The following is a 24,039-nucleotide window of genomic DNA, read 5'->3' as shown; positions in this document are numbered from 1 at the left end:
GCCGGGGCCGCGGCAGGTGTCGGTTCATTCTTGGAGACGTAAGGCTCGTGCGTTGGGTTTGGTGGATGCTATTTGTGGCCCTGGCGGCCCTGCCGGCGGCGCGGGCCGAACCGCCCGCGGCCGGGGGCAGCCAGGCCGCCACGCTGCCCGGGCTGGCCGTCTCGCCCAATCTGCAGCTGCACACGAAACTGAACGAAGACCAGATGTCGGTGTTCCTGGTGGGCGACAAGGTCGAGTCCGACCCGGACGGCAAGGTTACGCTGAGCGGCGCGGCCGAGGTGCGCCGCATCGATTCCGTGGTCAAGGGCGACCGCATCGACTATCAGCGCAACACCGGCCAGGTGCACGTGGTCGGGCATGGCCTGATCATGCGCGATGCCAGCATCGTCACGGGCCCCGAGCTGGACTACAACGTCAACAGCAGCACGGGGCAGGTGAATGACCCGAACTTCTGGCTGGGGGCCAACGGCGGCTCGGGCAGCGCAGAGCGCGCCGACATCCTGAGCCGCAGCAAGATGCGCCTGAACCAGGCCGTCTACACCGGCTGCCCGTGCCCCGATCCGTCCTGGTACATAGAGTCTTCCAAGGTCGACCTGGATTTCGACGCCAACGAGGGCGTGGCGCACAACGGCGTGCTGTACTTCAAGAGCGTGCCCATACTTGCGTCCCCCTATTTGACCTTTCCCATCAAGAAAGAGCGCAAATCGGGCTTTTTGCTGCCGACCTACGGCACCACCAGCAATAGCGGCCTGCAATTCTCGCTGCCTTATTACTTCAATCTTGCGCCGAACTACGACGCGACGCTGATTCCCAAGTACATGAGCAAGCGCGGCCTGGAAATGGGTGGTGAATTCCGCTACCTGGGCGACAGCTACAACGGTTCGCTGAGCGGCGCCTATTTGCCCAAGGATCAGGACACCGGCAATCCGCGCTGGATGTACATCGCCAAGCACAGCCAGAACCTGGGCGGCGGCTTCAGCGCCATGTACGATCTGCGCCGCGTGTCGGACGACAATTACTTCCGCGATTTCACTTCTTTCGGCCTGAACGACGCCATTACCAATACGGTGCCCAGTGTCGCGCAAGTAAACTGGAGCGGCCTGAAGTACTGGAGCGCCTACCTGCAGACCTACACCTACCAGACCTTGCAGGACTCCACCGCCAGCTACACCCTGCCGCCTTACGACAAGCTGCCGGAACTGCACGTGCGAGGCGCGCGCTACGGCTGGGGCGGCTTCGACGTGCAGTCGGACAATTACGTGACGAAGTTCCGTTCGCCCGTGTACTCGGGCGATATTGCCGCCTTCGGCAGCGCCTACTACAACGGCCGCCAGATCTACGGCAATCATGTGGTGCCGGACGGCACGCGCTTCACGTCGTACACCACGCTGTCTTATCCCATCGTGCACGCGGGCTGGTACCTGACGCCCAAGGTCGGCCTGCACATGAGCCAGTACAACACCGACTGGTACGGTCTGGCCAACTACCCGCGCACCCAGTCGCGGATCTTGCCGATCATGTCCCTGGACGCCGGCATGACCTTCGAGCGCAATACCAGCCTGTTCGGCCACGACTCGATCCAGACGCTGGAGCCGCGCATCTATTATCTGCGCATTCCGTATCGCGACCAGTCGCAGCTGCCCGTCTTCGACACCGCGCTGGCCTCTTTCAATTTCTCGCAGGCTTTCAGCGAGAACCTGTACAGCGGAGGCTGGGATCGCATCGCCAACGCCAATCAGATCACCCTGGGGCTGACTTCGCGCTGGCTGGACGAGAAAACCGGCTTCGAACGCTTGACCCTGCAGGCGGCGCAGCGCATCTATTTCGAGGATCAGCAGGTTACGCTGCCCGGCGAAGCCCCGCGCACCAACACCAAGTCCGATTTCCTGGTGGGCGCCGGCGCCGCGCTGACCGATACCCTGAGCACGCGCTTCGACGCGCAGTTCAGCCCCTACTCCAGAGAGCGCGATGAAATGTCGGCGGGCTTCAGGTGGCAGCCCAAGCGGCTGGCGATCCTGTCGGCTTCGTATCGCTATCAGCGCTACCCGGCGACGGTAAGCAATCCCGACATTGTCTACAACAATGTCGACTACAGCAGCCCCGAGCGTTTCACCCTGTCGGGCCAGTGGCCCATCACTAGTAAAATCTATGGGCTGGGGCGCTGGGACTATTCGCTGCAGGACAAGCGCACCACCCAGGCGGTGGTGGGTCTGGAATACAAGGGCGACTGCTGCTGGGCGGCGCGGGTGGTGTTCCAGCGCTACGCCGTGTCGGCCCAGGAGGCCAACACGGCCCTGTTCTTCCAGCTGGAGCTGTCCGGCCTGGGTTCGCTGGGCACCGACCCCATGAGCCTGCTGAGCAAGACCATCACCGGCTACGAGCCGATTACGACGCCCACCCCACCAAAAACTACCTTCGAGAGGTATGAATAATGCATAGTCCGGATACGAAGCGCTGGCTCGCGGCGCTATGGGTACCGGTGCTCGGGGCGCTGGCTTGCGGCCCTGCGCAGGCTGCGCGCAAGCCGGCCGCGCATCATGCGCCGGCGCCAGCCAAGTCCGCGCAACAGGCTCCGCAGTCGGAACAATTCGTCGATGGCATCGCGGCGGTGGTGAACAAGCACGTGATCACCTTGGGCCAGGTCGACGTGCAGGTAAAGATAGTCGCCGCGCAGCTCAAGGCGGAGAAGATCGCCGTGCCCGACTATAAGACCTTGCAGCACCAGGTGCTGCAACGCATGATCACCGATGAGCTGTTGCGCCAGGAAGCCCGCACGCTGGGCATCGCGGCAACCGATGCCGACCTGCAGGCGGCCGTCGAGACGGTGGCCAAGCGCAACCACATCAGCGTCGAGCGCCTGCAGCAGGAAGTGCCCAAGACCGGCGTTCCCTGGGATCAGTACTTGCTGACTCTGCGCCAGGAAATCCTGACCGACAAATTGCGGCAGCGCGAGGTCGACACGAAAATCGTCGTGTCGGATGCCGACGTCGATTCCTATTTGCAGAATCAGGGCAATCAGCCCGCCCAGCCGAGCCAGCCTGCGGCGCCCGCCGCCGCGCCGGCTCAGCCCCGGCCCGCTCCGCCGCCGCCCGCGCAAAGCGGGCCGCGCGTGCTCGGCCTGGCCGAAATACTGGTGGCGGTGCCGGAAGGGGCGTCGACCGAGCGAGTCGCGGAACTGCGCCGCAAGGCCGAGTCCGTGCTCGCCAAGCTGCGCTCCGGCGCCGATTTCGCCAGCGTCGCGGCGGCTTCGTCCGACGATGCCCAGGCCATGCATGGCGGGGTATTGGGCGTGCGGCCGGTGGGCGGCTGGCCGGATCTGTTCATCAATGCGACCAAGGGGCTGCAGGTCGGCCAGATCAGCGGCATCATCCAGAGCGGCAACGGCTTTCACATACTGAAGGTGCTGACGCGCGGCCCCACCGGGCAGCGGCCGGCGCCGGCCGCGGCTCCCGCGGCGCCCGAGCCTGCCGCGGGCCTGGGCCCGACGCAGCCGCAGGCCATGCCGCAGGGGCCCATGATGGTGACCCAGACGCATGCGCGCCATATCCTCATCAAGGTCACCAAGGTGATGTCCGACTCCCAGGCGCAGGCCTTGCTGGAACGCCTGCGCCAGCGCATCGAAAGCGGCGAGAAATTCGCCGATCTGGCACGGCTGTATTCGCAGGACGCCACCGCGCCTCAAGGCGGCGATCTGGGCTGGCTCAGCCCGGGCGAAACCGTGCCGGCCTTCGAACAAGCCATGAACGCCTTGCAGCCGGGCCAGGTCAGCCAGCCGGTGCGCTCGCCCTTCGGCTGGCATCTGATCGAGGTCGAGGGCCGCCGCACCAAAGACATGTCCCAGGAATACAAGCGCATCCGGGCGCGCCAGATCCTGTTCCAGCGCCGCGAAGAACCCGCGTACGAAGCATGGCTCAGCCAACTGCGCGGCAAGGCCTATATCGACAACAGGCTCGATCCGGAATCGAGCCGGCGCCCCGGCTGAGCGCGGCGTGTCCGGGCACCAGGCGCGCAAGCGCTTCGGCCAGCATTTCCTGGTCGATGAGGCGGTGGTCGAATCCATCGTGCGGGCCATCGCCCCGCGTCCGGGCGACGCCATGGTCGAGATCGGCCCGGGCCTGTCGGCGCTCACGCGCCCGCTGCTGCAGGCCCTGCCGTACCTGACCGTGGTGGAAATCGATCGCGACCTGGGCGAGCGGCTGCGGCGCGAATACCCCGAAGAACGCCTGCGGGTGGTGCAGGCCGACGCCTTGCAAGTGGATTTCGCCGCGCTGGGCGAGGGCCTGCGCATCGTCGGCAATCTGCCCTACAACATCTCCAGCCCGCTGCTGTTCCATTTGTCGCTGTTCGCCGATGTGGTGCGCGACCAGCATTTCATGCTGCAGAAAGAGGTCGTGGATCGCATGGTCGCGTTGCCCGGTTCCGGCGACTACGGGCGCCTGTCGGTAATGCTGCAGTCGCGCTACGCCATGTTCAAGCTGTTCGACGTGCCGCCCGAGGCCTTCGACCCGCCGCCGCGCGTGCAGTCTTCTGTGGTGCGCATGAAGCCCCTGGGTTCGTCGCGCCCGCAGCCGTCCAGCCAGGCGGCCTTCGAGAGCGTCGTGGCCAAGGCCTTCGCGCAGCGCCGCAAGATGCTGCGCCGCGCGCTGGGCGACTGGGCCAAGGGCCTGGACTGGGACGCCCTGGGCATCCCCGACACCGCCCGCGCCGAGGAATTGTCGGTGGCGCAATTCATTGCGCTGGCCGATCAGTTATATGCCGATGGGGTGCTGCGGGGCTGATATTGTTTTCTTTAGCCGCCGGGGCTGCCCCGGCGCCTCAAGAAATAATCATCGCCTTCAATATACGGAATCCTTTGGTCGCTGGGTGGAATTCTTGAGCTGCTGTGTGTAGTTCTTAATCCGCTGAGGCTGCCCTGCGGAGTTCCGATGCTCGCCCAAACTCGGGCTGCGCTTCGGACTCCTCCGGGGTTCTCAGCTCACGCTGCGGCATGTGACGGGTTTAATCCGTTTCTAAACAGAGTTCGGTTTAGAAACGGGACAACAACCGTTTTGGTTTAGAAATAGGATAACAACCGTCCAGGATGCCTGGCTGCGAGCCGGGGACCCCGGAGGAGTCCGAAGCGCAGGCGAGTCTGCCGAGCATCGGAACTCCGCAGGGCAGCCCTGGCGTCTCAAGAACACAAAATGAACACCAAATCACTGCCAAGTAAACACGACACGCACGCTGCCTCGATCACACCTGCAAGGCTGCATCAGCCGAAGAACCAATAGCTGACTGCAATCGACGCCAGCACCCCCGCCACATCGGCCAGCACCGCGCAACCCACCGCATGCCGCGCCCGTTGTATCCCCACCGCGCCGAAATACACCGCCAGTACGTAGAACGTGGTCTCGGTGCTGCCCTGCACCGTCGCTGCCAGCAGCGCCGGGAAGCTGTCCACACCGTAATGCTGCATCGTTTCGATCAGCATCGCCCGCGCCGCGCTGCCCGAGAACGGCTTAACCAGCGCCGTGGGCAGCGCGTCCACGAAGCGCGTGTCGAACCCCCCCGCATGCACTGCCCAGCGTATCAGGTCGAGCGCCGCATCCAGCGCCCCCGAGGCGCGCAGCACGCCTACCGCGCACAGCATCGCCACCAGGTACGGCAGCAAATCCCGCGAAATGGCGAAGCCCTGCTTGGCCCCTTCGACAAAGGCGTCGTACAGCGGCACCTTGCGGCGCGCGCCCGCCAGCAGGAACAGCATGATGATGCCGAACATCGTCAGATTGCCCAGCAGCGATGACAGTGCCTCGACCGCTTGCGCCGACAGCGTGTAGAGCAGGCCCATGAAGCTGCCCAGCCCCAGCACCAGCGCGCCCAGCCACGCCAGCACCACCGGGTCGCGCAGCCGCAGCCGCTGCATGAAAGCCACCGCCAGCAGGCCGGCCAGCGACGAGGCCGAGGTGGCCAGCAGTATGGGCAGGAACACCAGCGTGGGGTCGGCCGCGCCCTGTTGCGCGCGGTACATGAAGATCGTTACGGGCAGCAGCGTGAGCGAGGACGAGTTCAGCACCAAAAACAATATCTGCGCGTTGGTCGCGGTATCGGGCGTGGGGTTGAGCGTCTGCAGTTCGCGCATGGCGCGCAGGCCTATGGGCGTGGCGGCGTTGTCCAGGCCCAGCGCATTGGCGGCGAAGTTCAGGGTGATCAGCCCCAGCGCGGGGTGGCCGCGCGGTACCTCGGGCATCAGGCGCGCGAACAGCGGCGCCAGCAGCCGCGCCAGGCGGTCTATCAGCCCCGCCAGTTCGGCGATGCGCAGGAAGCCCAGCCACAGCGTCAGCGTGCCGAACAGCAAAATCATCAGATCGACCGACAGCTTGGCCATGTCGAACAGGCTCAGCACCAGCCGCGAAAACACCTGGGGATCGTGCAGGAACAGCCAGTGGTACAGCCCCGATGCGCAGGCAAGCAGGAAAAATCCGAACCAGAGGGGGTTGAGCATGAGTCGAACCGGGCGTACGCCGTCTTGCGGGTAAAGCCAGATTGTCGCAGAGTCCGGCCCGTCGGGCACGCGGGCGCTTGGGTCGCGCAGGGCCGCGGCCCGGCCGGCGGATTGTTGCCCGGCACGCCCATGGGCGATAATGGATGGGCGAATTTGCACCGGATCCAATCGCCGGCTTGTCAGCGAGTTCGCGGCGAATCGCCGCGGGCCGCGCCGGCGGGTGCGCGCACACGAACCGGCCGGTGCCGGACAAAAAGGGGAATCATGGACTGGAGAGCCTGGCGCAAGCGCTGGATTACCGAACCCTTGTACCGCAAGGCCCGCGCGGCCATGCCCAGCCTGTCGCCCACCGAGCGCGAAGCCATCGACGCGGGCGACGTATGGTGGGATGCTGAACTGTTCTCCGGCCAGCCCGACTGGCAATCCCTGCTGGATGTCGCGCCCGCCCGGCTTGCCGAAGGCGAGCAGGCCTTTCTCGACGGCCCGGTGGCGCAATTGTGTGGCATGCTCGACGACTGGGCCATATCGTGGCGCGACTACGACCTGCCGCCGCAAGTATGGGAATTCCTCAAGCACAAGGGCTTCTTCGGCATGATCATCCCGCGCCAATACGGCGGCCTGGGTTTTTCTGCGTATGCCCATTCCGAAGTGGTGCGGCGCATTTCCCTGCGCTCGGTCACCGCCGCGGTCACGGTCATGGTGCCCAATTCCCTGGGGCCGGGCGAGCTGCTGCTGCAATTCGGCACGCAAGAGCAGCGCGACTACTGGCTGCCGCGCCTGGCGCGGGGGGAAGAAATCCCGTGCTTCGGCCTGACCAGCCCGGCCGCGGGCTCGGACGCCGCCTCCATGGTGGACACCGGCGTGGTGTGCCGCCGCGAGCTCGACGGCGTAGATACATTAGGAATACTGCTGAACTGGCGCAAGCGCTACATCACGCTCAGTCCGGTGGCTACGGTACTGGGCCTGGCCTTCAAGCTGTCCGACCCCGAGGGCTTGCTGGGCGGGCCCGCCGAGATCGGCATATCCGTCGCCTTGGTGCCCACGCACCTGCCCGGCGTGCGCATCGGCCGGCGCCACCTGCCGGCCATGCAGGCCTTCCAGAACGGCCCCAACGAAGGGCACGACGTCTTCGTGCCGCTGGACGCGCTCATAGGCGGGCCGGCCAAGGCCGGGCACGGCTGGCAGATGCTGATGAGCGCCCTGGCCGCGGGGCGCGGCATCTCTTTGCCGTCGCTGTCGGCGGCGGCATGCACCTTCGCCGCCCATACCTCGGGGGCTTACGCCAGGGTGCGCACGCAGTTCGGCATCCCGGTGGGCAAGTTCGAAGGCGTGCAGGAAAAACTCGGCCGCCTGGCGGGCAATGCCTATCTGGTAGAGGCCGCGCGCCGCCTGACCTGCGCCGGGCTGGACATGGGCCGCAAGCCCGCGGTCATCTCGGCCATCATGAAACTGCACGCCACCGAACGCATGCGCGAGTCGGTCGACGCGGCCATGGACGTGCACGCCGGCAAGGCGGTCATCGACGGGCCGCGCAATTATCTGGGCGGACTGTACCGTGCCGTGCCGGTGGCCATCACGGTCGAGGGCGCCAACATCCTGACCCGCAACCTGATCGTATTCGGGCAGGGCGCGATCCGCTCCCATCCCTATCTCATGCAGGAAATCTCGGCGCTCGCCGACAGCGACCAGGACGCCGGGCAGCGCGCCTTCGACGCCGTCATCTGGAACCATGCCGCGCACAGCGCCAGGAATCTCTTCAGGGCGCTGGGCCAGGCATGGACGGGCGGCCGCATCGCCCGCGCGCCGCGCGATGCGGGAGCGGCCGCGGGCCATTACCGGCGCCTGGCGCGCTACGCCTCGGCCTTTGCGCTGGTATCCGAAGCGGCGCTGTTCACGCTGGGCGGTTCGCTCAAGCGCAGGGAAATGTTGTCGGCCCGGCTCGGCGATGTGCTGGCCGAGCTGTACCTGCTGTCGGCCGTGCTCAAGCGCTGGCAGGACGAGGGCCGGCACGAGGCCGATCTGCCCCTGGTGCAGTGGTGCGTCGACAATGGCTGCGCCATCATCGAGCGGCGCCTGGATGCGGTGCTGCGCAATTTCCCGCTGCGCTGGCTGGCGCTGCTGTTGCGGGTCGTGGTGCTGCCGCCGATCGCCCGGGCCAAGCCGCCGCAGGATCGGAACACCGCCGCCTGCGCGCAAGCACTGCTGGAACCTTCCGAGACGCGCAACCGCCTGGTCGGCGGTGTGTGGGAAAGGCTCGAGGCCAAGAGCGTACAGACGCTGGAGCGTGCCTTCCGCTTGGCGGTGGAGTCGCAGCCGCTACGCGACCTGGTGCACCGCTCGGGTGTGCATGATTGGCACGAGGCTCACGCCAAGGGCGCCATCAACGACGAGCAGGCGCAATTGCTGCAGCAAGCCGAAGAGGCTACGGCGCAGGCGATCGAGGTCGATGATTTTGCTGCAGGGGCGTTTGCCCGATCGGAGGGCGATGCGCAAGAGTGATGACGGTGTTGGTTGTCGTACTTAAGCCGCGGGGCGGCCCCGGCGCCTCAAGAACCAATTGTCGTCGCAATACCACCATCGCCGCAATACATTGAGTCCTTTGAGCGCTGAGTGAGTTCTTGGGCTGCTGGGTGTAGTTCTTAACCCGCTGAGGCTGCCCTGCGGAGTTCCGATGCTCGCCCAAACTCGGGCTGCGCTTCGGACTCCTCCGGGGTCCTCAGCTCGCGCTGCGGCATGCGAGGGGTTTTAATCCGTTTCTAAACCAAACTTGGTTTAGAAACGGGATAACAACCGATCAGGATGCTGGGCTGCGAGCCGGGGACCCCGGAGGAGTCCGAAGCGCAGGCGAGTCTGCCGAGCATCGGAACTCCGCAGGGCAGCCCCGGCGGTTAAAGAACCATCCATCGTCGCAATACCACCATCGCCGCAATACACCGAATCCTTCGGCCGCTGAGTGAACTCTTGGCCCACCGGGTGTGGTTCTTAAACCGCTGAGGCTGTCCTGCGGCAAAAGAACACAAAATTGACCTGCCGCGACAACCGCGGCGCCTCAAGCACACAAAATCAGTGCTGGATCAGCTCGATCTTATAGCCGTCCGGATCTTCCACGAACGCGATGACAGTCGTGCCGTGCTTCATGGGGCCGGCCTCGCGCGTTACCTTGCCGCCGCGCGACTTGATCTCGGCACAGGCCTTGTAAGCATCCGGCACTTCCAGCGCAATGTGGCCATAGCCATTGCCCAGATCATACGAAGCCGTATCCCAATTGTGGGTCAGCTCGATCACCGCACCCTCCGACTCGTCCTGGTAGCCGACGAAGGCCAGCGTGAACTTGCCGTCTGGATAATCCTTGCGGCGCAGCAGCCGCATGCCCAGGACCTCGGTGTAGAAAGCCAGCGAACGATCCAGGTCGCCGACCCGCAGCATGGTGTGTAGAAGACGCATCGATTACTCCTTGGTTTGCGTGTTGTCCGTGATGGGCGCGGGCCGTGGCCTTGGCCCGTCGGGGCCACCCGGTAGCGGCACGCCATGCCGCATCAAATCAGCGGCAGCGTGGCCGGGTCGTGCTGTCGCAAGGCATCGCGCGCACGCTCGAAGCCTGGCAGGATCCTTCCCACCTCGCGCCAGAAATCCTTGCTGTGGTTCATTTCGCGCAAGTGCGCGATTTCGTGGGCCACCACGTAGTCGATGATATCGCGTTCGAAATGGATCAGGCGCCAGTTCAGCATGATGTTGCCGTCGCTGTTGCAAGACCCCCAGCGCGTGGCCGCCGACGACAGCCGCCAGCGCCGCAGCTGCAGCCCCTGGGCATCCAGGAAGTACCGCAGGCGCTGCTCGAACCAGGTGCGGGCCTGCTGCTGCAGCCAGGCATAGGCGGCATCGCGGATGCGGCCGTGATCGGCGTCGCGCGGCAGCGCCAGGTTCAGCACGTCGCCGTCGCTGGGTTCGAACTCCACGCCCTGCAGGTGCGTGTGGTCGTGGGCGCCGCCCAGCCGCAGCACGATGCGCCGCCCCATGTAGGGCACTGCGCCGCCGTCCTGCCAGTGCGTATCGGCCATGGCCAATTGGGCCCGGCGGTCGTACCAGGCGCTGAGCTTGTCGAGGATCCAGTTGGATTTCTCGACCACGACCTCGTCTATCTGCGCCAGCGTCACCCAGTTCGGCGCGGTGACCAGCAGGCCGTCGTCGTTGATGGTCAGCCCTATGCTCTTGCGCCGCGAGCGCTTGAGCACGAAGCCTATGAGCTGGGTGCTGGCGCGCACCTCGCGCCAACGCATGCCGGCCGCCAGCGATTGCGGGCGCAGTGTTGGCACCGTCGTGTCGCCGCGCGCCGGGCGCGGCGTGTTGCGCAGCGGCGGCCGCGGCGCCGGCGGGGTGGGGGGCGGGGCGTCGATGAACAGATCGAGCTGCCTACTCTCGTTCATAGCGTTCGGGGTTGAGTTGACGCATTTCACTTTCGATCCAGTCCCGGACTTTGCCGTTGAGCGTCTCGGCGCTTAGCCCTTCGCTGGCGATCATGGGACCGATCGATAGTGTAATCAAACCCGGCTTCTTGATGAATGCGTTGCGCGGCCAGCATTCGCCGGCGTTGTGCGCGATGGGGATGACGCCCGCGCCGGTGCGCACCGCCAGCATGGCGCCGCCCAGTTTGTAGCGCCCGGTCTTGCCGGGCGCGACCCGGGTGCCTTCGGGAAACAGCACCGGCCAGCGGCCCTGATCCAGCCGTTCGCGCCCCAGGCGCACGATTTGTTCAAAGGCGTCGCGGCCCTTGCTGCGGTCGATGGGGATCATGCGCAGCAGCGCCAGCCCCCAGCCGAAGAAGGGCACGCGATGCAGTTCTTTTTTGTAGACGAAGCACACGTCGCGCGGCATATGGGCCGGCAGGAACAGGGTTTCCCAGGCCGACTGGTGCTTGGACAGCAGTATGGCGGGGCCGTCGGGCAGGTTCTCGATGCCCTTGATGCGCCAGCGTATGCCGACGATGGCCTTGGCGCCCCAGATTGCCAGCCTGGGCCAGCCCGCCGTCAGGCGGAAGCGCCAGTGCAGGGGCAGCGGCGCCCACAGCATGCAGGCGAACGCATACGGGATGACGGTGATTATCAGGAACAGCAGGTAGATCGCGGAGCGCAGCGCGGCCATGTCTTCAGGTCTCTTGCAGCCAGGCGTCGACCGCGGTGGCGAGATCTTCCACCACTTGCGTGCCGGCCGGCAGGTCGCCCTTGTCCCAGGTCTTGCGGCCGTTGCCGGTAAGCACCAGCCAGGGCGAGCAGCCCGCCGCGCTGGCGGCCTGCAGGTCGCGCAGCGAGTCGCCGGCAACCGGCACGTCGCGCAGATCGGTGTCGTAGCGCCGCCCTATGTCGAGGAACAGCCCGGGCTCGGGCTTGCGGCAGCCACAGCCTTCGTCCGGCCCATGCGGGCAGACGAAGACCGCGTCGATGCTGCCGCCGGCGGCGGCCGCTTCCTTGCGCATCTTGGCGTGGATGGCGTTCAGCGTTTCCATGGTGAACAGGCCGCGCGCCAGCCCCGACTGGTTGCTGGCCACCACCACGCGCCAGCCGGCGCGCGACAGGCGCGCAATGGCCTCCAGGCTGCCGGGCAGCGCAAGCCACTCTTCGGGGCTCTTGATGTAGTGCTCGCTGTCGTGATTGATCACGCCGTCGCGGTCGAGTATGGCGAGCTTCACTGTGCCAGCCTTGAAATGTCGGCGACCTGGTTCATGACACCGTGCAGGCCGGCCAGCAAGGCCAGGCGGTTGGCGCGCACGGCCGGGTCTTCGGCCATGACCATGATGTCGGTGAAGAAGGCATCGACCGCGTCGCGCGCTTGCGCCAGCGTGGCCAGGCTGGCGGCGAAATCGCCGCGCACGAACTGCGCCTGGGCTTCGGGTTCGAGGCGTGCGATGGTCTGGGCCAGCGCCTGTTCGGCCGGCTCGGCCAGGCGCGCCGTATCGACTTTGCCGATCTCGCCCTCGGCCTTCTTCAGCAGGTTGGTGATGCGCTTGTTGGCGGCCGCCAGGCTTTCCGCCTCGGGACGCAGGGCGAAGCCGGCGCAGGCCTGCACGCGTGCCAGCACCTGGTGCAGCGGCGGCTCGACGGCCAGTACGGCGTCGACCACGTTGCGGTCGTAGTCATTGGCCAGCTGGTTGCGGTAGCGCTCGTAGATGAAGTGCTGGACTTCGTCGGCGGTGCCGGCCGCGATGGGATGGGTGTCGAAGGTGGAGGCCGTGTAGGCCAGCAGCTCGGGCAAGGCCAGGCGCGCGGCATGGCTGGCCGACAAATGGCCGCCGGCGTCGAGCTGTTCGTAGGCGCTGATCAGGCCCAGCGCGGCGCGGCGCAGGCCGTACGGGTCGCGCTCGCCGGTGGGTACCAGGCCTATGCCCCAGATGCCCATCAGTGTCTCGGTGCGTTCAGCCATGAACAGGATGGCGGCGGCCAGGCTGGATACGTCGACCGGGGCATCCAGGCGGATGCGGTACTGCCCCTTCAGGGCTTGAACCAGTTCCGCAGGCTCGCCATCGGCGGCCGCGTAATAGGCGCCCATGATGCCTTGCAGTTCAGGGAATTCGGCCACCATGCTGGTGCCCAGGTCGGCCTTGGCCAGCAGGGCGCAGCGGTCGGCCAGCTGCGCGTCGGCGTCGAGCTGTTCGGCGATGTAGCGCGCAATGCGGCGTACACGCTCGACGCGTTCGAGCTGGGTGCCCAGCTTGTTGTGGTAGACGATCTGCCCCAGCGATTGCACGCGCGAGGACAGCGGCACCTTGCGGTCGGTGTCGAAAAAGAATTGTGCGTCGGCCAGGCGCGGGCGCACGACCCGCTGGTTGCCTTCGACGATGTTGTGCGGATCGTCGAGCTGCATGTTGCTGACGATCAGGAAGCGGTGCGTAAGCCGCCCCGTGCCGGGTTCGAACAGCGGGAAGTACTTCTGGTTCAGGCGCATGGTCAGGATCAGGCATTCCTGTGGCACGGCCAGGAACTGCGGATCGAATTCGCCGACGTAGACGGTGGGGTGCTCGACCAGCGCCGTGACCTCGTCGAGCAGCGCGTCGACCTCGGGATCGGTGCCCACCGTGGCGCCGAGCGCGGCTTCATGCTGCCGCAGCTGCGCGGCGATCGCGGCGCGCCGCGCCTCGAACGAGGCGATGACTTTGCCTTCGTCCTGTAGCTGGCGCTCGTAGGACTGCGGCGAGTCGATGGCGATGACGCCGGCCGACATGTAGCGGTGGCCCTGCGTTTCGCGCCCGGCTTCCAGGCCCAGGGCGTGCACCGGCACCACGTCGGGCCCCCAGAGCGCCACCAGGCGGTGCGCCGGGCGCACGAATTTCACGCTGGTGACACCGTCGGCCAGTTGATAGCGCATGACCTTGGGTATGGGCAGCCCGGCGATGGCGGCGTCCAGCGCCTCTTGCAGTCCGGCCTGCAGCGTCGCCCCCTCGGCCACGCCGCGAGCGTACAGATAGTCTTGCTTGCCATCAGATTCGCGGATCAGGTCGGCTGCGCCCAGGTGGCCCAGGCCCTTGGCGGCGAGTTTTTTCACCAGCGCCGGCGTCATGGCGCCGGCGGCGTCCAGGCCGACCTTGGCCGGCATGAGCTTTTCGGTGTATGGCTGTTGCGGCGCGCGGCCCAGCACGGCGTCCAGGCACACCGCCAGGCGGCGCGGCGTGGCGTAGGCCCGCAGCCCGCAGCCCGCGGCCAGCAGGCGCTGCTTCTCGAGCACCGCCTGCACCGCGGCGGCAAAGGCCTGGCCCAGCGCCTGCAGCGCCTTGGGCGGCAGTTCTTCGGTGAACAGCTCGAGCAGTAGCGGCCGTGTGGACGAGGAATCGGAGCTTATGGGTGTGTCCTCCTGTCGCTGCGCGACATCCTCCCCATGGGAGGAAGCGCCTCCTTCGGGCGGCCGGGCGGAGGCGCTTATCATGCGACCTCCAGATTTTGATGATTGCCTAGCATGGGAAAACCTAGTTTCTCGCGTGAATCGTAGTAAGCCTGGGCCACCGCGCGCGACAGGTTGCGGATGCGGCCGATATAGGCGGCGCGCTCGGTCACGCTGATGGCGCCGCGGGCGTCGAGCATATTGAAGGTGTGCGCGGCCTTGAGCGTGGCCTCGTAGGCGGGCAGGGCGAGCGGCACTTCGATCAGGCGCTTGGCCTCGGCTTCATAGTCGCCGAAGTGCGCGAACAGCATCGAGGTCGAGGCGTGCTCGAAATTGTAGGCCGACTGCTCGACCTCGTTCTGGTGGAAGACGTCGCGGTACAGCACGCGCTGGCCGCCGGCGCCTTCGGTCCAGACCAGGTCGTAGACGCTTTCGACGTTCTGCAGGTACATGGCGAGGCGTTCCAGGCCATAGGTGATCTCGCCGGTGGTGGGCAGGCAGTCCAGGCCGCCGACTTGCTGGAAGTAGGTGAACTGCGTGACCTCCATACCGTTGAGCCAGACCTCCCAGCCCAGGCCCCAGGCGCCCAGCGTGGGGTTTTCCCAGTCGTCTTCGACGAAGCGGATGTCGTGCTGCGTCGGGTCGATGCCCAGCGCCCGCAGCGAGCCGATATACAGATCGAGGATTTCAGGCGGGGCCGGCTTGAGCACGACCTGGTATTGATAATAGTGCTGCAGCCGGTTGGGGTTGTCGCCGTAGCGGCCGTCCTTGGGGCGCCGCGACGGCTGCACATAGGCCGCCCGCCACGGTTCGGGCCCGATCGAGCGCAGGAAGGTCGCGGTGTGCGAGGTGCCTGCTCCGACCTCCATGTCGTAGGGCTGCAGCAGCGCGCAGCCCTGTTTGTCCCAATATTGCTGCAGGGTCAGGATGATTTGCTGGAAAGAGAGCATGAGTCGGAAAGCCGTCGGCGGGGCCGTAAAAGTTGACTGCAAAAGTCCTTGATTTTAACTGCTTCCGCGCCTGGCGATGCGCTGGGCGCGTGCTGCGGGCCGCATGCTCTCGCCGGCGCGGCGGCCGGCCGGGGCCGCGCGGATTCGCCGCGGTGGTGATTGGTCGTATGATAGCGGCTGTCGACGAATTCAATGTCTGCGCGTATAAGCGCCCGTCTTCTAGGGGAACAGTACATGTCTGATTTGGTCAAGGTGCAAGCCGAAGACCGGATGCTGGTGATCACCATCAACCGGCCCGAGGCCCGCAACGCCATCAACTACGAGACCGCCGTCGAGCTGGCCGCCGCTCTCGATCGGCTCGATGCCGATCCCGACATCGTCCTGGGCATACTCACCGGCGCCGGCAACACGTTCTCGGCCGGCATGGATCTGAAGGCATTCGCCGCCACCGGCCAGCGCCCGCTGATAGAAGGGCGCGGCTTCGGCGGCCTGTGCGAGCGGCCGCCGGCCAAGCCGCTGATTGCCGCGGTGGAAGGCTATGCCCTGGCCGGGGGCTGCGAGCTGGCCCTGGCCAGCGACCTGATCGTGGCCGCCAGCAATGCCAATTTCGGCCTGCCCGAAGTCAAGCGCGGGCTGGTGGCGGGGGCGGGCGGCATGCTGCGCCTGCCGCAGCGCATTCCTCATCACATTGCCATGGAAGTCATACTCACCGGCGAGATGCTGCCGGCGCAGCGCGCCTACGAACACGGCCTGGTGAATCGCCTGGTCGAGCCCGGCCAGGCGCTGGAAGGGGCCTTGGCCCTGGCGCGCGTCATTGTCGAGAACGGCCCCCTGGCGGTGCGTACCGCCAAGCGCATCGTCACCGAGTCGAAAGACTGGCGCCAGGCCGACATGTTCGATCTGCAGCGCCCGCGCGTGGCCCACATCTTCGCTTCGGCCGACGCCAAGGAAGGCGCTCTGGCCTTTGCCGAAAAACGCAAGCCCGTCTGGCAGGGCAAATAGCCGGGCGCAGGCCGGCCCGCCGCGGCCGGCGCTGCGTAGCGCCGTGCGCAGGCGCCGAACCGCGGCGCAGCTGCGCCGGGCCGCGCCGGCTCTTCATGCCGGCGCTTCGTCTTCAGTTTCCTCCCTCCTGGTTCTCTTCTTCATGACTACCACCATCAGAGAAAACGATCTGATCCAGTCCATTGCGGACGCGGTACAGTTCATCAGCTTTTATCATCCGGCCGACTATATCCGGCACCTGGCGCGCGCCTACGAACGCGAGCAGAGCCCCGCAGCCAAAGACGCCATCGCCCAGATCCTGACCAACTCGCGCATGTGCGCCGAGGGGCACAGGCCCATCTGCCAGGACACCGGCGTGGTCAATGTCTTCCTCAAGGTCGGCATGAACGTGCGCTTCGACACCCAGCGCAGCCTGCAGGAACTTTGCGACGAGGGCGTGCGCCAGGGCTACACCAATCCCGACAATCCGCTGCGCGCCTCGATTCTGGACGACCCGCTGTTCGCGCGCCGCAACACGCGCGACAACACGCCCTGTATTGTCAACGTCGAGCTGGTCGCCGGCGACCGGGTCGACGTGCAGGTGGCCGCCAAGGGCGGCGGTTCCGAGAACAAGTCCAAGTTCGCGATGCTCAACCCCAGCGATTCGCTGATCGACTGGGTGCTCAAGACCGTGCCGCAGATGGGCGCGGGCTGGTGCCCGCCCGGCATGCTGGGCATAGGCGTGGGCGGCACCGCGGAAAAGGCCATGCTGATGGCCAAGCAGTCGCTGATGGACGACATCGACATGTACGAGCTGCTGCAGCGCGGCCCCCAGAACAAGCTGGAAGAGCTGCGCATCGCGCTGTACGAGAAGGTCAATGCCCTGGGCATAGGCGCGCAGGGGCTGGGCGGGCTGACCACGGTGCTGGATGTCAAGATCAAGACCTTCCCGACCCACGCCGCCTCCAAGCCGGTGGCCATGATCCCGAATTGCGCGGCCACGCGCCACGTGCATTTCGAGCTGGACGGTTCCGGCCCGGCGCAGCTCACGCCGCCGCAATTGTCCGACTGGCCCGACGTGCACTGGGCGCCCGACTACAACAAGTCGCTGCAAGTCGACCTGAACACCCTGACCAAAGAGCAGGTCGCCAGCTGGAAGCCCGGCCAGACGCTGCTGCTGTCGGGCAAGATGCTTACTGGCCGCGACGCGGCGCACAAGCGCATCCAGGAAATGCTGGAGCGCGGCGAGCCCCTGCCGGTGGATTTCCAGAACCGCGTCATTTATTACGTCGGCCCGGTCGACCCGGTGCGCGACGAGGTGGTGGGCCCCGCCGGCCCGACCACGTCCACCCGCATGGACAAGTTCACCGACATGATGCTGGCCCGCACCGGCCTGATCGCCATGATCGGCAAGGCCGAGCGCGGGCCGGTGGCCATCGAGTCGATCCGCAATCATCAGTCGGCCTACCTGATGGCGGTGGGCGGCTCGGCTTACCTGGTGTCCAAAGCCATACGCGGCGCCAAGGTGGTGGGCTTCGCCGACCTGGGCATGGAGGCGATCTACGAGTTCGACGTCAAGGACATGCCGGTGACGGTGGCGGTCGATGCGCGCGGCACCTCGGTGCACCAGACCGGCCCGCGCGAATGGAAGGAGCGTATTGCCACCATATCGCTGGTGAAGGCCTGACACGGATTCGCGATCAATAAGATAATAACGGCGTTGCTGCGAGATAACGGAGTTGCCGCGCCTTGCCGCACCCTGTGCCGTTCTCCAGCCTCGTGCCTTGTTCTCTTGTTGATCGCAAGCCCGTATGTGCCTGGCACGCGCCGGTGTTTGCCGCCGGCCAAGGCCGTCTTGCAAAAATGCAAATTGCCAGCAGCCCGCACCACAGGCATTGTGTGGGGGTTCCCATGAGGCGGCCCGAGCCGCGCACCGCAAATGACAGACTTTGATCCCACTACCTGGAAGGGCCGCAGCGAATCCTGCCCCGACAATCTCGATGCCGGGCACGCGCAGCGCGTCGCCCTGGCGCTGGACGAGCCGGCGCCAGGCCCCGGCGATCCCTTGCCGCTGCTGTGGCACTGGGCTTTCTTCGTTTCGGCCCTGCCCTACGACATGCTGGGCGAAGACGGCCACGCGCGGCGCGGCGGCTTCATGCCGCCGGCTGCCAAGCGCAACCGCATGTGGGCGGGCGGGCGCCTGAAATTCCTGGAGCCTTTGCGCATCGGCGTGCCGGCCGAGCGCAAGTCGACCATTACCGAGGTGGTCGAAAAAACAGGGCGCACCGGCAAATTGCTGTTCGTCACAGTGCGCCACGAATACCTGCAGGGCGGCCGGCTGTGTGTGGACGAAGAGCAGGACGTGGTCTATCGCGAGCCCGCGCCGCCCAAGCTCGAGGGCACGCAGGCGGCGCCCGAGGCCGGCTGGTTCGAGACCGTCACGCCCACTTCGGTGATGTTGTTCCGCTATTCGGCTGTAACGTTCAATGGCCATCGCATTCATTACGACGATCCGTACGTCAGGCAGTCCGAGGGGTATCCGGGCCTGGTGGTGCACGGGCCGCTCATCGCCACCCTGATGGCGCGGGCCTTCGTGCATGCTCATCCGCGGCATCCGGTGGCTGCATTTTCGTACCGCGGGCTGCGCCCGTTGATCGCGCCGCACCCTTTTCGGGTGGCCGGCCGCCTCGATGGCGACGGCGCCGCCTCGCTGTGGGCCGAACAGGACGGCATGCTGGCGCATCAGGCGCGCGTCGAATATGCGGAGCCGCGCTGATCGGCGCGGCAATGGCCGGCATGGGCCTGGCGGGGGCGGCATAGCCCCGGGCTGCAATGAAATGGTTATGCTAGAAGGGGTCGTTGCAGCAATGGCCGACAGATAAATGATCTACACAAGGACGATAAAGCTATGAGCAATACCGCCAGGCGCCTGCGTACGGCGCTGTTCGTTCCGGCGACGCGCCCCGAGCGCTTTGCCAAGGCCCTGGCCGCCGGGGCCGACGCGGTCATCGTGGATCTCGAAGACGCGGTCGAGCGCGAAGCCAAGGACGCGGCGCGCGCCAATATGCAGCACTATGCCCGCGAGCATCCCGAGGCCTCGTTCATGGTGCGTGTCAACGACGCCGCCACGGCATGGTTTGCCGACGACATCGCCGCCTGCCGCGATCTGCCCAATGTGACGACTGTGATATTGCCCAAGGCCGAGTCCGCGGAGCAGGTGAAGCTTGCAGCCGCCGCCGGCAAACCCTTGTTTCCGGTAGTGGAAAGCGCCAAAGGCGTGCTTGCGCTGGATGCGCTGGCCGCCGTGCCGGGCGTCGAGCGGCTGAGCTACGGCGCGCTGGATCTGATGCTGGATCTGGGCGTGGCGGTCGATACCGAGGCGGCCTCGGTGGTGCTGGATCATGTGCGCATGCAGGTGCTGCTGCTCAGCCGCCTGCACGGCCTGAATGCGCCGCTGGACACGGTGTACCCCGATTTTTCCGATACCCAGGGCCTGGCGGCCGTGGCGCGGCGCGCCTGCGACATGGGTTTTGCGGGCATGCTGTGCATACATCCGGCGCAGGTCGCGGTGGTGCACCAGGCCTATGCGCCCGCGCCCGAAGAGCTGGACTGGGCGCGGCGCGTGGTGGAGCACGCCGAGGCCAGCGGTTCGTCGGCCTTCAAGTTCGAGGGCAAGATGGTCGACGCGCCTGTCATTGCGCGCGCCAGGAAAATACTCGAACGCGCGGATTGACGCGGGGCGCCGGCGGGCAGGTGCAGCTGCCCGCCGCGCATCCTGCCCGGCGTGGCCGCCAGCGGCGCACCCACTGCGCGCCGCTATGTGCCGCCGTGTGCCGCGCGCGTCTGCGCTACAGAAACCAGCCCACCCGCTCGTTCTCCGCCAGGCCCCAGACCTGGGCGATGAGCCGCGCCACCTCGTCGGGCGTGGCCGCGCCCTGATAGCAGCCCAGGCGCAGGGCCTTGTCTTCGATCTCGGCACGGCTCAGGGTGTTTTCCGGATCGCCTTTGGGGGTGTCGACACGCGATTCGAGCGTGCGGCCGTCGCGGGTGCGCACGCTGACTTTACCGATCCAGCGGCGCGGGTAGGCGGCGTCCACCTCGGGATCCAGGCGCATGCTGACGCGCCCGCGGAAATCGGCAATGGCCGGGTCGGACAGCGCCGCATCGAATTCGGGCAGGCCGGCGCGGCGGTGCCGCGCGATCAGGCCCAGCACTACGCCCATGCAGAACTTGGACTGGTGCACGCTGACCGGGTCGACCACGGGGCCGAGCACGTCGATGGCGCCCTGGTGCACGTACGCGACCACCGATTTGATGTCTTCGACGCCCAGATCGTGCTCTTGCACCAGTGCCAGCAGGGCGTCGGCCGCCGGATGGGTGTGGCGGCACGAGGCGTGGTACTTGAATGAGGTTTCCAGCAGCGCCCAGCGTGTGCCCAGGCCGTCGGTGAGGCGCGCGGGATCGGCGTCGCTCGACATGCCCGCGGCCATGCCCTGCGGGCCCTCCAGTATGCGCGAGGCGCCGGTGAAGCCGTCGCGCGCCAGCCATGCCGCCGTCATGCCGTCGGCCGCGGCCTTGGCGGTATGCAGCTGTTTGGAATCGGCGCCGTCGCGCAGAAATTCCCACAAGCCTGCGGCCTGGGTGCCCGCCGAGCCGAGGGCATGCAGCATCTGCGCGGCGTCCAGGCCGAGCAGGCGCCCGGTGGCGGCGGCTGCGGCCAGCGTGCCGGCCGTGCCGGTGGTGTGGAAAATGGTGTAGTGCGAGCGCCCGAGGAATTCGCCGATGCGGATGCCCGCCTCGTAGCCCGCGACCGCAGCCACCAGCAGGTCGCGGCCGCTGCGGCCCAGCGCCTGCGCGATGGCGACCGCCGGCGGAAACACCACCGCTGCCGGATGGAAGACCGCGCCGTTGTGCACGTCGTCTTGTTCCACCATGTGGGCCGAGGCGGCGTTGGCCATGGCGGCGAACAGCGGGCTGGTGCCGCGCCGCGCCACTATGTCCTGCGCCGGCCCGTCGGCCGGGCCCATGGCGCGCGCGTAGCCGGCTATGGCCCGCACCGGGCGGCTGTGCGACCCGGCCAGCACGGACGCCAGGCAGTCCAGCAGCAGGTCTTCCGCGCGGCGCAGTACCGGCTGCGGTATGGATGCGAACTGGAGTTCGGAGACAAAGCGGGCAAGTTCGGCGCTGGGATGGTTCATGGCTTCGGGCAGGTATGGGTTTGCGGGCGCGGACACGGGATATGGGTGTCAATGTCCCGAGTCAACGGTAGACTATGCACGCAAGCCGCCGGTTTGCCTATTCCCCATTGCTTAAGTGCGGCTTAAATTTTCCAAAGGAGGTGGGCGCGGATGCCGATGCGTTTCGATCTGACCGATATGCAGCTCATGGTCAATGTGGCCAGTGCCATGAGCCTGACCAAGGGTGCCGAATACAGCTTTCTGTCGCTGCCTGCGGCCAGCAATCGCGTCAAGAACCTCGAAAACAGCCTGGGCACGGCGCTGTTGTACCGCAGCAGCCAGGGCGTGACCCTTACGCCCTCGGGCGAGGCCTTCGTGCGCCACGCCCGCATCGTGCTGCGCCAGCTGGAACACTTGCGCGGCGATCTGCAGGAATACGCCGCGGGGGTCAAGGGCCTGGTGCGCATCTGCGCCAATACCACGGCCATGAACGAATTCGTGCCCGCGGCGCTCGAACACTACCTGGTCGACCATCCCGACGTCAATATAGAGCTGCGCGAGCGCCTTAGCTACCAGGTGGTCAAGGCGGTGGCCGAGGGGGCGGCCGATATCGGCATCACGGCGCAGGACAGCGGCGGCGCGGGCCTGGAGTTCCTGCCCTATCGCAGCGACCGCCTGATACTGGTGACCCATGCGGCGCATCCGCTGGCGCGCGCCAAGACGCATGCTTTCGCCGATACGCTGGACTACGACCACGTCTGCCTGTTCGAGTCCAGCGCCATCCATTCCTTCCTGCTCAAGGCGGCCGAGGACAGCGGGCGCCTGCTGCGGGTGCGGGTCGAGGTCGGCAATTTCGAGACCTCCTGCCGCTTGATCGCCGCGCAGGTAGGCATAGGCGTGGTGCCCGAGTCGGCGGCGCGCCGCTACCAGCGGGTCATGCCGCTGCAGCTGATTCCCCTGACCGACGATTGGGCGCTGCGCAGGCTGCACATCTGTGTGCAGTCCGTGGACAGGCTGCCGGCCTTCGCGCAGGAACTGGTGGCCCAGCTGGTGCGCGATGCGGCCGCCGAGCCGCCCGCTGCGGCACTGCCGCGGGGCTGAACCGGCCATTGAAAGCGTGGCCGCTTTTGCTTTCGGTATGGGCGAGTCCTAAGCCGGCGCTAAGCCGCGCTTAAAGAAATCGGAATTGCGCGTGGGGCCGGAATCGATCAATCTATAGCGCTGATGCCCCGTTTGCCGAGCAAGCGGGGCGCTGTTCGGCGGCAACCCGCGGCACTCGAGCCATCCGTTCCTGCGCATAAGCCGGCGACCCGCCCCTGTTTTCCCTAAACCCATGCAATTTTGGCTTGGGGCCGATTCACCCTGAAAGGGCCGCTCTTTCAGGGTGAATCGGCCCTGGACGCCACGAGGATCCCGAATGCCGAATCCTGCTGAAAAGTACCAGGACATCCGCGATGCGGTGCGCGACCTGTGCGCCGAGTTTCCCGATGAATATTTCCGCGAGGTCGATGCGCGGCGCGGCTATCCCGCCGAATTCGTCGATGCGCTGACGCGCGCCGGCTGGCTGGCTGCGCTGATTCCGCAGGAATATGGCGGCTCGGGCCTGGGCCTGACCGAGGCCTCGATCATCATGGAAGAGATCAACCGCGCCGGCGGCAATTCGGGCGCCTGCCACGGCCAGATGTACAACATGGGCACGCTGCTGCGGCATGGCTCCGAGGCGCAGAAGAAACAGTGGCTGCCGCGCATCGCCAGCGGCGAACTGCGCCTGCAGTCCATGGGGGTGACCGAGCCCACCACCGGTACCGACACCACGCGCATCAAGACCGTGGCCGTCAAGAAAGACGGCCGCTACGTGGTCAACGGCCAGAAGGTCTGGATCTCGCGCGTGCAGCATTCCGACTTGATGATATTGCTGGCGCGCACTACGCCGCTGGATCAGGTGCGCAGGAAGTCCGAGGGCATGTCGATCTTCCTGGTCGACCTGCGCGAGGCGGTGGGCAAAGGGCTCACTGTGCGTCCCATCCCCAATATGGTCAACCACGAGACCAACGAGCTGTTCTTCGAGAACCTGGAAATCCCTGAAGAAAACCTGATCGGCGAAGAGGGCAGGGGCTTTGGCTACATCCTCGACGGGCTCAACGCCGAGCGCACGCTGATCGCCGCAGAATGCATAGGCGACGGCCATTGGTTCGTCGACCGCGTCACCAAATACGCCAATGAGCGCATCGTGTTCGGGCGCCCCATAGGCCAGAACCAGGGGGTGCAGTTTCCCATCGCGCGCGCCTACGTCAATGTCGAGGCCGCCAGCCTCATGCGCTTCGACGCCTGCGCGCGCTTTGACGCGCACGAGCCCTGCGGGGCGCAGGCCAATATGGCCAAGATGCTGGCCGCCGACGCCTCGTGGGAAGCGGCCAATGCCTGCCTGCAGTTCCACGGCGGCTTCGGCTTTGCCTGCGAGTACGATGTCGAACGCAAATTCCGCGAGACGCGCCTCTACCAGGTGGCGCCGATCTCCACCAATCTGATACTGTCGTACATCGCCCAGCACGTGCTGGGACTGCCGCGCTCTTTTTGAAAGGGG

At 66.4% G+C, this 24,039-nt stretch carries 18 protein-coding genes; 10 read left to right on the top strand and 8 right to left on the bottom strand.

Annotated features, from left to right (window positions below):
- Positions 1–65 precede the first annotated feature (65 nt).
- From CEY11_RS11890 to rsmA, 3 genes are read left to right on the top strand one after another with little or no spacing between them, the layout of a single operon-like run.
- Positions 66–2,432 carry an LPS-assembly protein LptD gene (locus CEY11_RS11890; RefSeq protein WP_088603597.1) on the top strand — a complete coding sequence of 789 codons (2,367 nt, stop codon included), beginning with the start codon at positions 66–68 and terminating at the stop codon, positions 2,430–2,432.
- A complete protein-coding gene (locus CEY11_RS11885; protein WP_088603596.1) occupies positions 2,432–3,982 on the top strand; it encodes a peptidylprolyl isomerase in 1,551 nt (516 codons plus the stop codon). Before CEY11_RS11890 ends, CEY11_RS11885 begins: the two co-directional genes overlap by 1 nt.
- 7 nt (positions 3,983–3,989) lie before the next feature.
- Positions 3,990–4,778 carry a 16S rRNA (adenine(1518)-N(6)/adenine(1519)-N(6))-dimethyltransferase RsmA gene (gene rsmA / locus CEY11_RS11880; protein WP_088603595.1) on the top strand — a complete coding sequence of 263 codons (789 nt, stop codon included), beginning with the start codon at positions 3,990–3,992 and terminating at the stop codon, positions 4,776–4,778.
- 473 nt (positions 4,779–5,251) lie between these two features.
- On the opposite strand, the gene CEY11_RS11875 is transcribed toward rsmA, so the two are convergent.
- Positions 5,252–6,481 carry a nucleoside recognition domain-containing protein gene (locus tag CEY11_RS11875; RefSeq protein ID WP_088603594.1) on the bottom strand — a complete coding sequence of 410 codons (1,230 nt, stop codon included), beginning with the start codon at positions 6,479–6,481 and terminating at the stop codon, positions 5,252–5,254.
- Between the two features lie 264 nt (positions 6,482–6,745).
- Here CEY11_RS11875 and CEY11_RS11870 point away from each other — a divergent pair, with 264 nt between their 5' ends.
- On the top strand, positions 6,746–8,980 hold the full coding sequence (locus tag CEY11_RS11870) for an acyl-CoA dehydrogenase (RefSeq protein ID WP_088603593.1): 2,235 nt from the start codon (positions 6,746–6,748) through the stop codon (positions 8,978–8,980).
- A 564-nt stretch (positions 8,981–9,544) separates the two neighbouring features.
- Here CEY11_RS11870 and gloA read toward each other — a convergent pair.
- From gloA to glyQ, 6 genes are all read right to left on the bottom strand, one after another.
- Complete coding sequence (gene gloA, locus CEY11_RS11865) at positions 9,545–9,925, bottom strand: lactoylglutathione lyase (RefSeq protein ID WP_088603592.1); 381 nt, start codon at positions 9,923–9,925, stop codon at positions 9,545–9,547.
- Between the two features lie 92 nt (positions 9,926–10,017).
- Positions 10,018–10,905: a M48 family metallopeptidase gene (locus tag CEY11_RS11860; RefSeq protein ID WP_088603591.1), complete on the bottom strand. Its 888-nt coding sequence runs from the start codon at positions 10,903–10,905 to the stop codon at positions 10,018–10,020.
- Positions 10,892–11,620 carry a lysophospholipid acyltransferase family protein gene (locus CEY11_RS11855; protein WP_088603590.1) on the bottom strand — a complete coding sequence of 243 codons (729 nt, stop codon included), beginning with the start codon at positions 11,618–11,620 and terminating at the stop codon, positions 10,892–10,894. The genes CEY11_RS11860 and CEY11_RS11855 overlap by 14 nt, the downstream gene beginning before the upstream one ends.
- 4 nt (positions 11,621–11,624) lie before the next feature.
- Complete coding sequence (gene gmhB / locus CEY11_RS11850) at positions 11,625–12,164, bottom strand: D-glycero-beta-D-manno-heptose 1,7-bisphosphate 7-phosphatase (RefSeq protein WP_088603589.1); 540 nt, start codon at positions 12,162–12,164, stop codon at positions 11,625–11,627.
- Positions 12,161–14,392, bottom strand: coding sequence for a glycine--tRNA ligase subunit beta (gene glyS, locus CEY11_RS11845; RefSeq protein ID WP_088603588.1), 2,232 nt, complete (start codon positions 14,390–14,392; stop codon positions 12,161–12,163). Before glyS ends, gmhB begins: the two co-directional genes overlap by 4 nt.
- Positions 14,389–15,297: a glycine--tRNA ligase subunit alpha gene (gene glyQ, locus CEY11_RS11840; protein WP_088603587.1), complete on the bottom strand. Its 909-nt coding sequence runs from the start codon at positions 15,295–15,297 to the stop codon at positions 14,389–14,391. Before glyQ ends, glyS begins: the two co-directional genes overlap by 4 nt.
- Before the next feature lie 234 nt (positions 15,298–15,531).
- Here glyQ and CEY11_RS11835 point away from each other — a divergent pair, with 234 nt between their 5' ends.
- The 4 genes from CEY11_RS11835 to CEY11_RS11820 all read left to right on the top strand — a co-directional run bounded on the left by CEY11_RS11835 (position 15,532) and on the right by CEY11_RS11820 (position 20,011).
- The gene (locus CEY11_RS11835) at positions 15,532–16,299 is read left to right on the top strand and encodes a crotonase/enoyl-CoA hydratase family protein (protein ID WP_088603586.1); all 768 of its coding nucleotides are present in this window, start codon (positions 15,532–15,534) and stop codon (positions 16,297–16,299) included.
- A gap of 142 nt (positions 16,300–16,441) precedes the next feature.
- Positions 16,442–17,965 carry a fumarate hydratase gene (locus CEY11_RS11830; RefSeq protein ID WP_088603585.1) on the top strand — a complete coding sequence of 508 codons (1,524 nt, stop codon included), beginning with the start codon at positions 16,442–16,444 and terminating at the stop codon, positions 17,963–17,965.
- A gap of 252 nt (positions 17,966–18,217) precedes the next feature.
- Positions 18,218–19,054, top strand: a complete 837-nt coding sequence (locus CEY11_RS11825) for an FAS1-like dehydratase domain-containing protein (RefSeq protein ID WP_088603584.1) — start codon at positions 18,218–18,220, stop codon at positions 19,052–19,054.
- 132 nt (positions 19,055–19,186) lie between these two features.
- The gene (locus tag CEY11_RS11820; RefSeq protein ID WP_088603583.1) at positions 19,187–20,011 is read left to right on the top strand and encodes an HpcH/HpaI aldolase/citrate lyase family protein; all 825 of its coding nucleotides are present in this window, start codon (positions 19,187–19,189) and stop codon (positions 20,009–20,011) included.
- A 115-nt stretch (positions 20,012–20,126) separates the two neighbouring features.
- Here CEY11_RS11820 and CEY11_RS11815 read toward each other — a convergent pair whose 3' ends face one another.
- On the bottom strand, positions 20,127–21,476 hold the full coding sequence (locus CEY11_RS11815) for an MmgE/PrpD family protein (protein WP_088603582.1): 1,350 nt from the start codon (positions 21,474–21,476) through the stop codon (positions 20,127–20,129).
- 150 nt (positions 21,477–21,626) lie between these two features.
- Here CEY11_RS11815 and CEY11_RS11810 point away from each other — a divergent pair, with 150 nt between their 5' ends.
- The gene (locus CEY11_RS11810; protein ID WP_088603581.1) at positions 21,627–22,556 is read left to right on the top strand and encodes a LysR substrate-binding domain-containing protein; all 930 of its coding nucleotides are present in this window, start codon (positions 21,627–21,629) and stop codon (positions 22,554–22,556) included.
- A 316-nt stretch (positions 22,557–22,872) separates the two neighbouring features.
- Positions 22,873–24,033 carry an acyl-CoA dehydrogenase family protein gene (locus CEY11_RS11805; RefSeq protein ID WP_088603580.1) on the top strand — a complete coding sequence of 387 codons (1,161 nt, stop codon included), beginning with the start codon at positions 22,873–22,875 and terminating at the stop codon, positions 24,031–24,033.
- The last annotated feature ends 6 nt before the right edge of the window (positions 24,034–24,039 follow it).

Source organism: Candidimonas nitroreducens, assembly GCF_002209565.1.
GTDB lineage: Bacteria > Pseudomonadota > Gammaproteobacteria > Burkholderiales > Burkholderiaceae_B > Candidimonas > Candidimonas nitroreducens.
The sequence above is the reverse complement of the archived record's forward strand: the minus strand, read 5'-3'. Positions and strand labels throughout refer to the sequence as shown.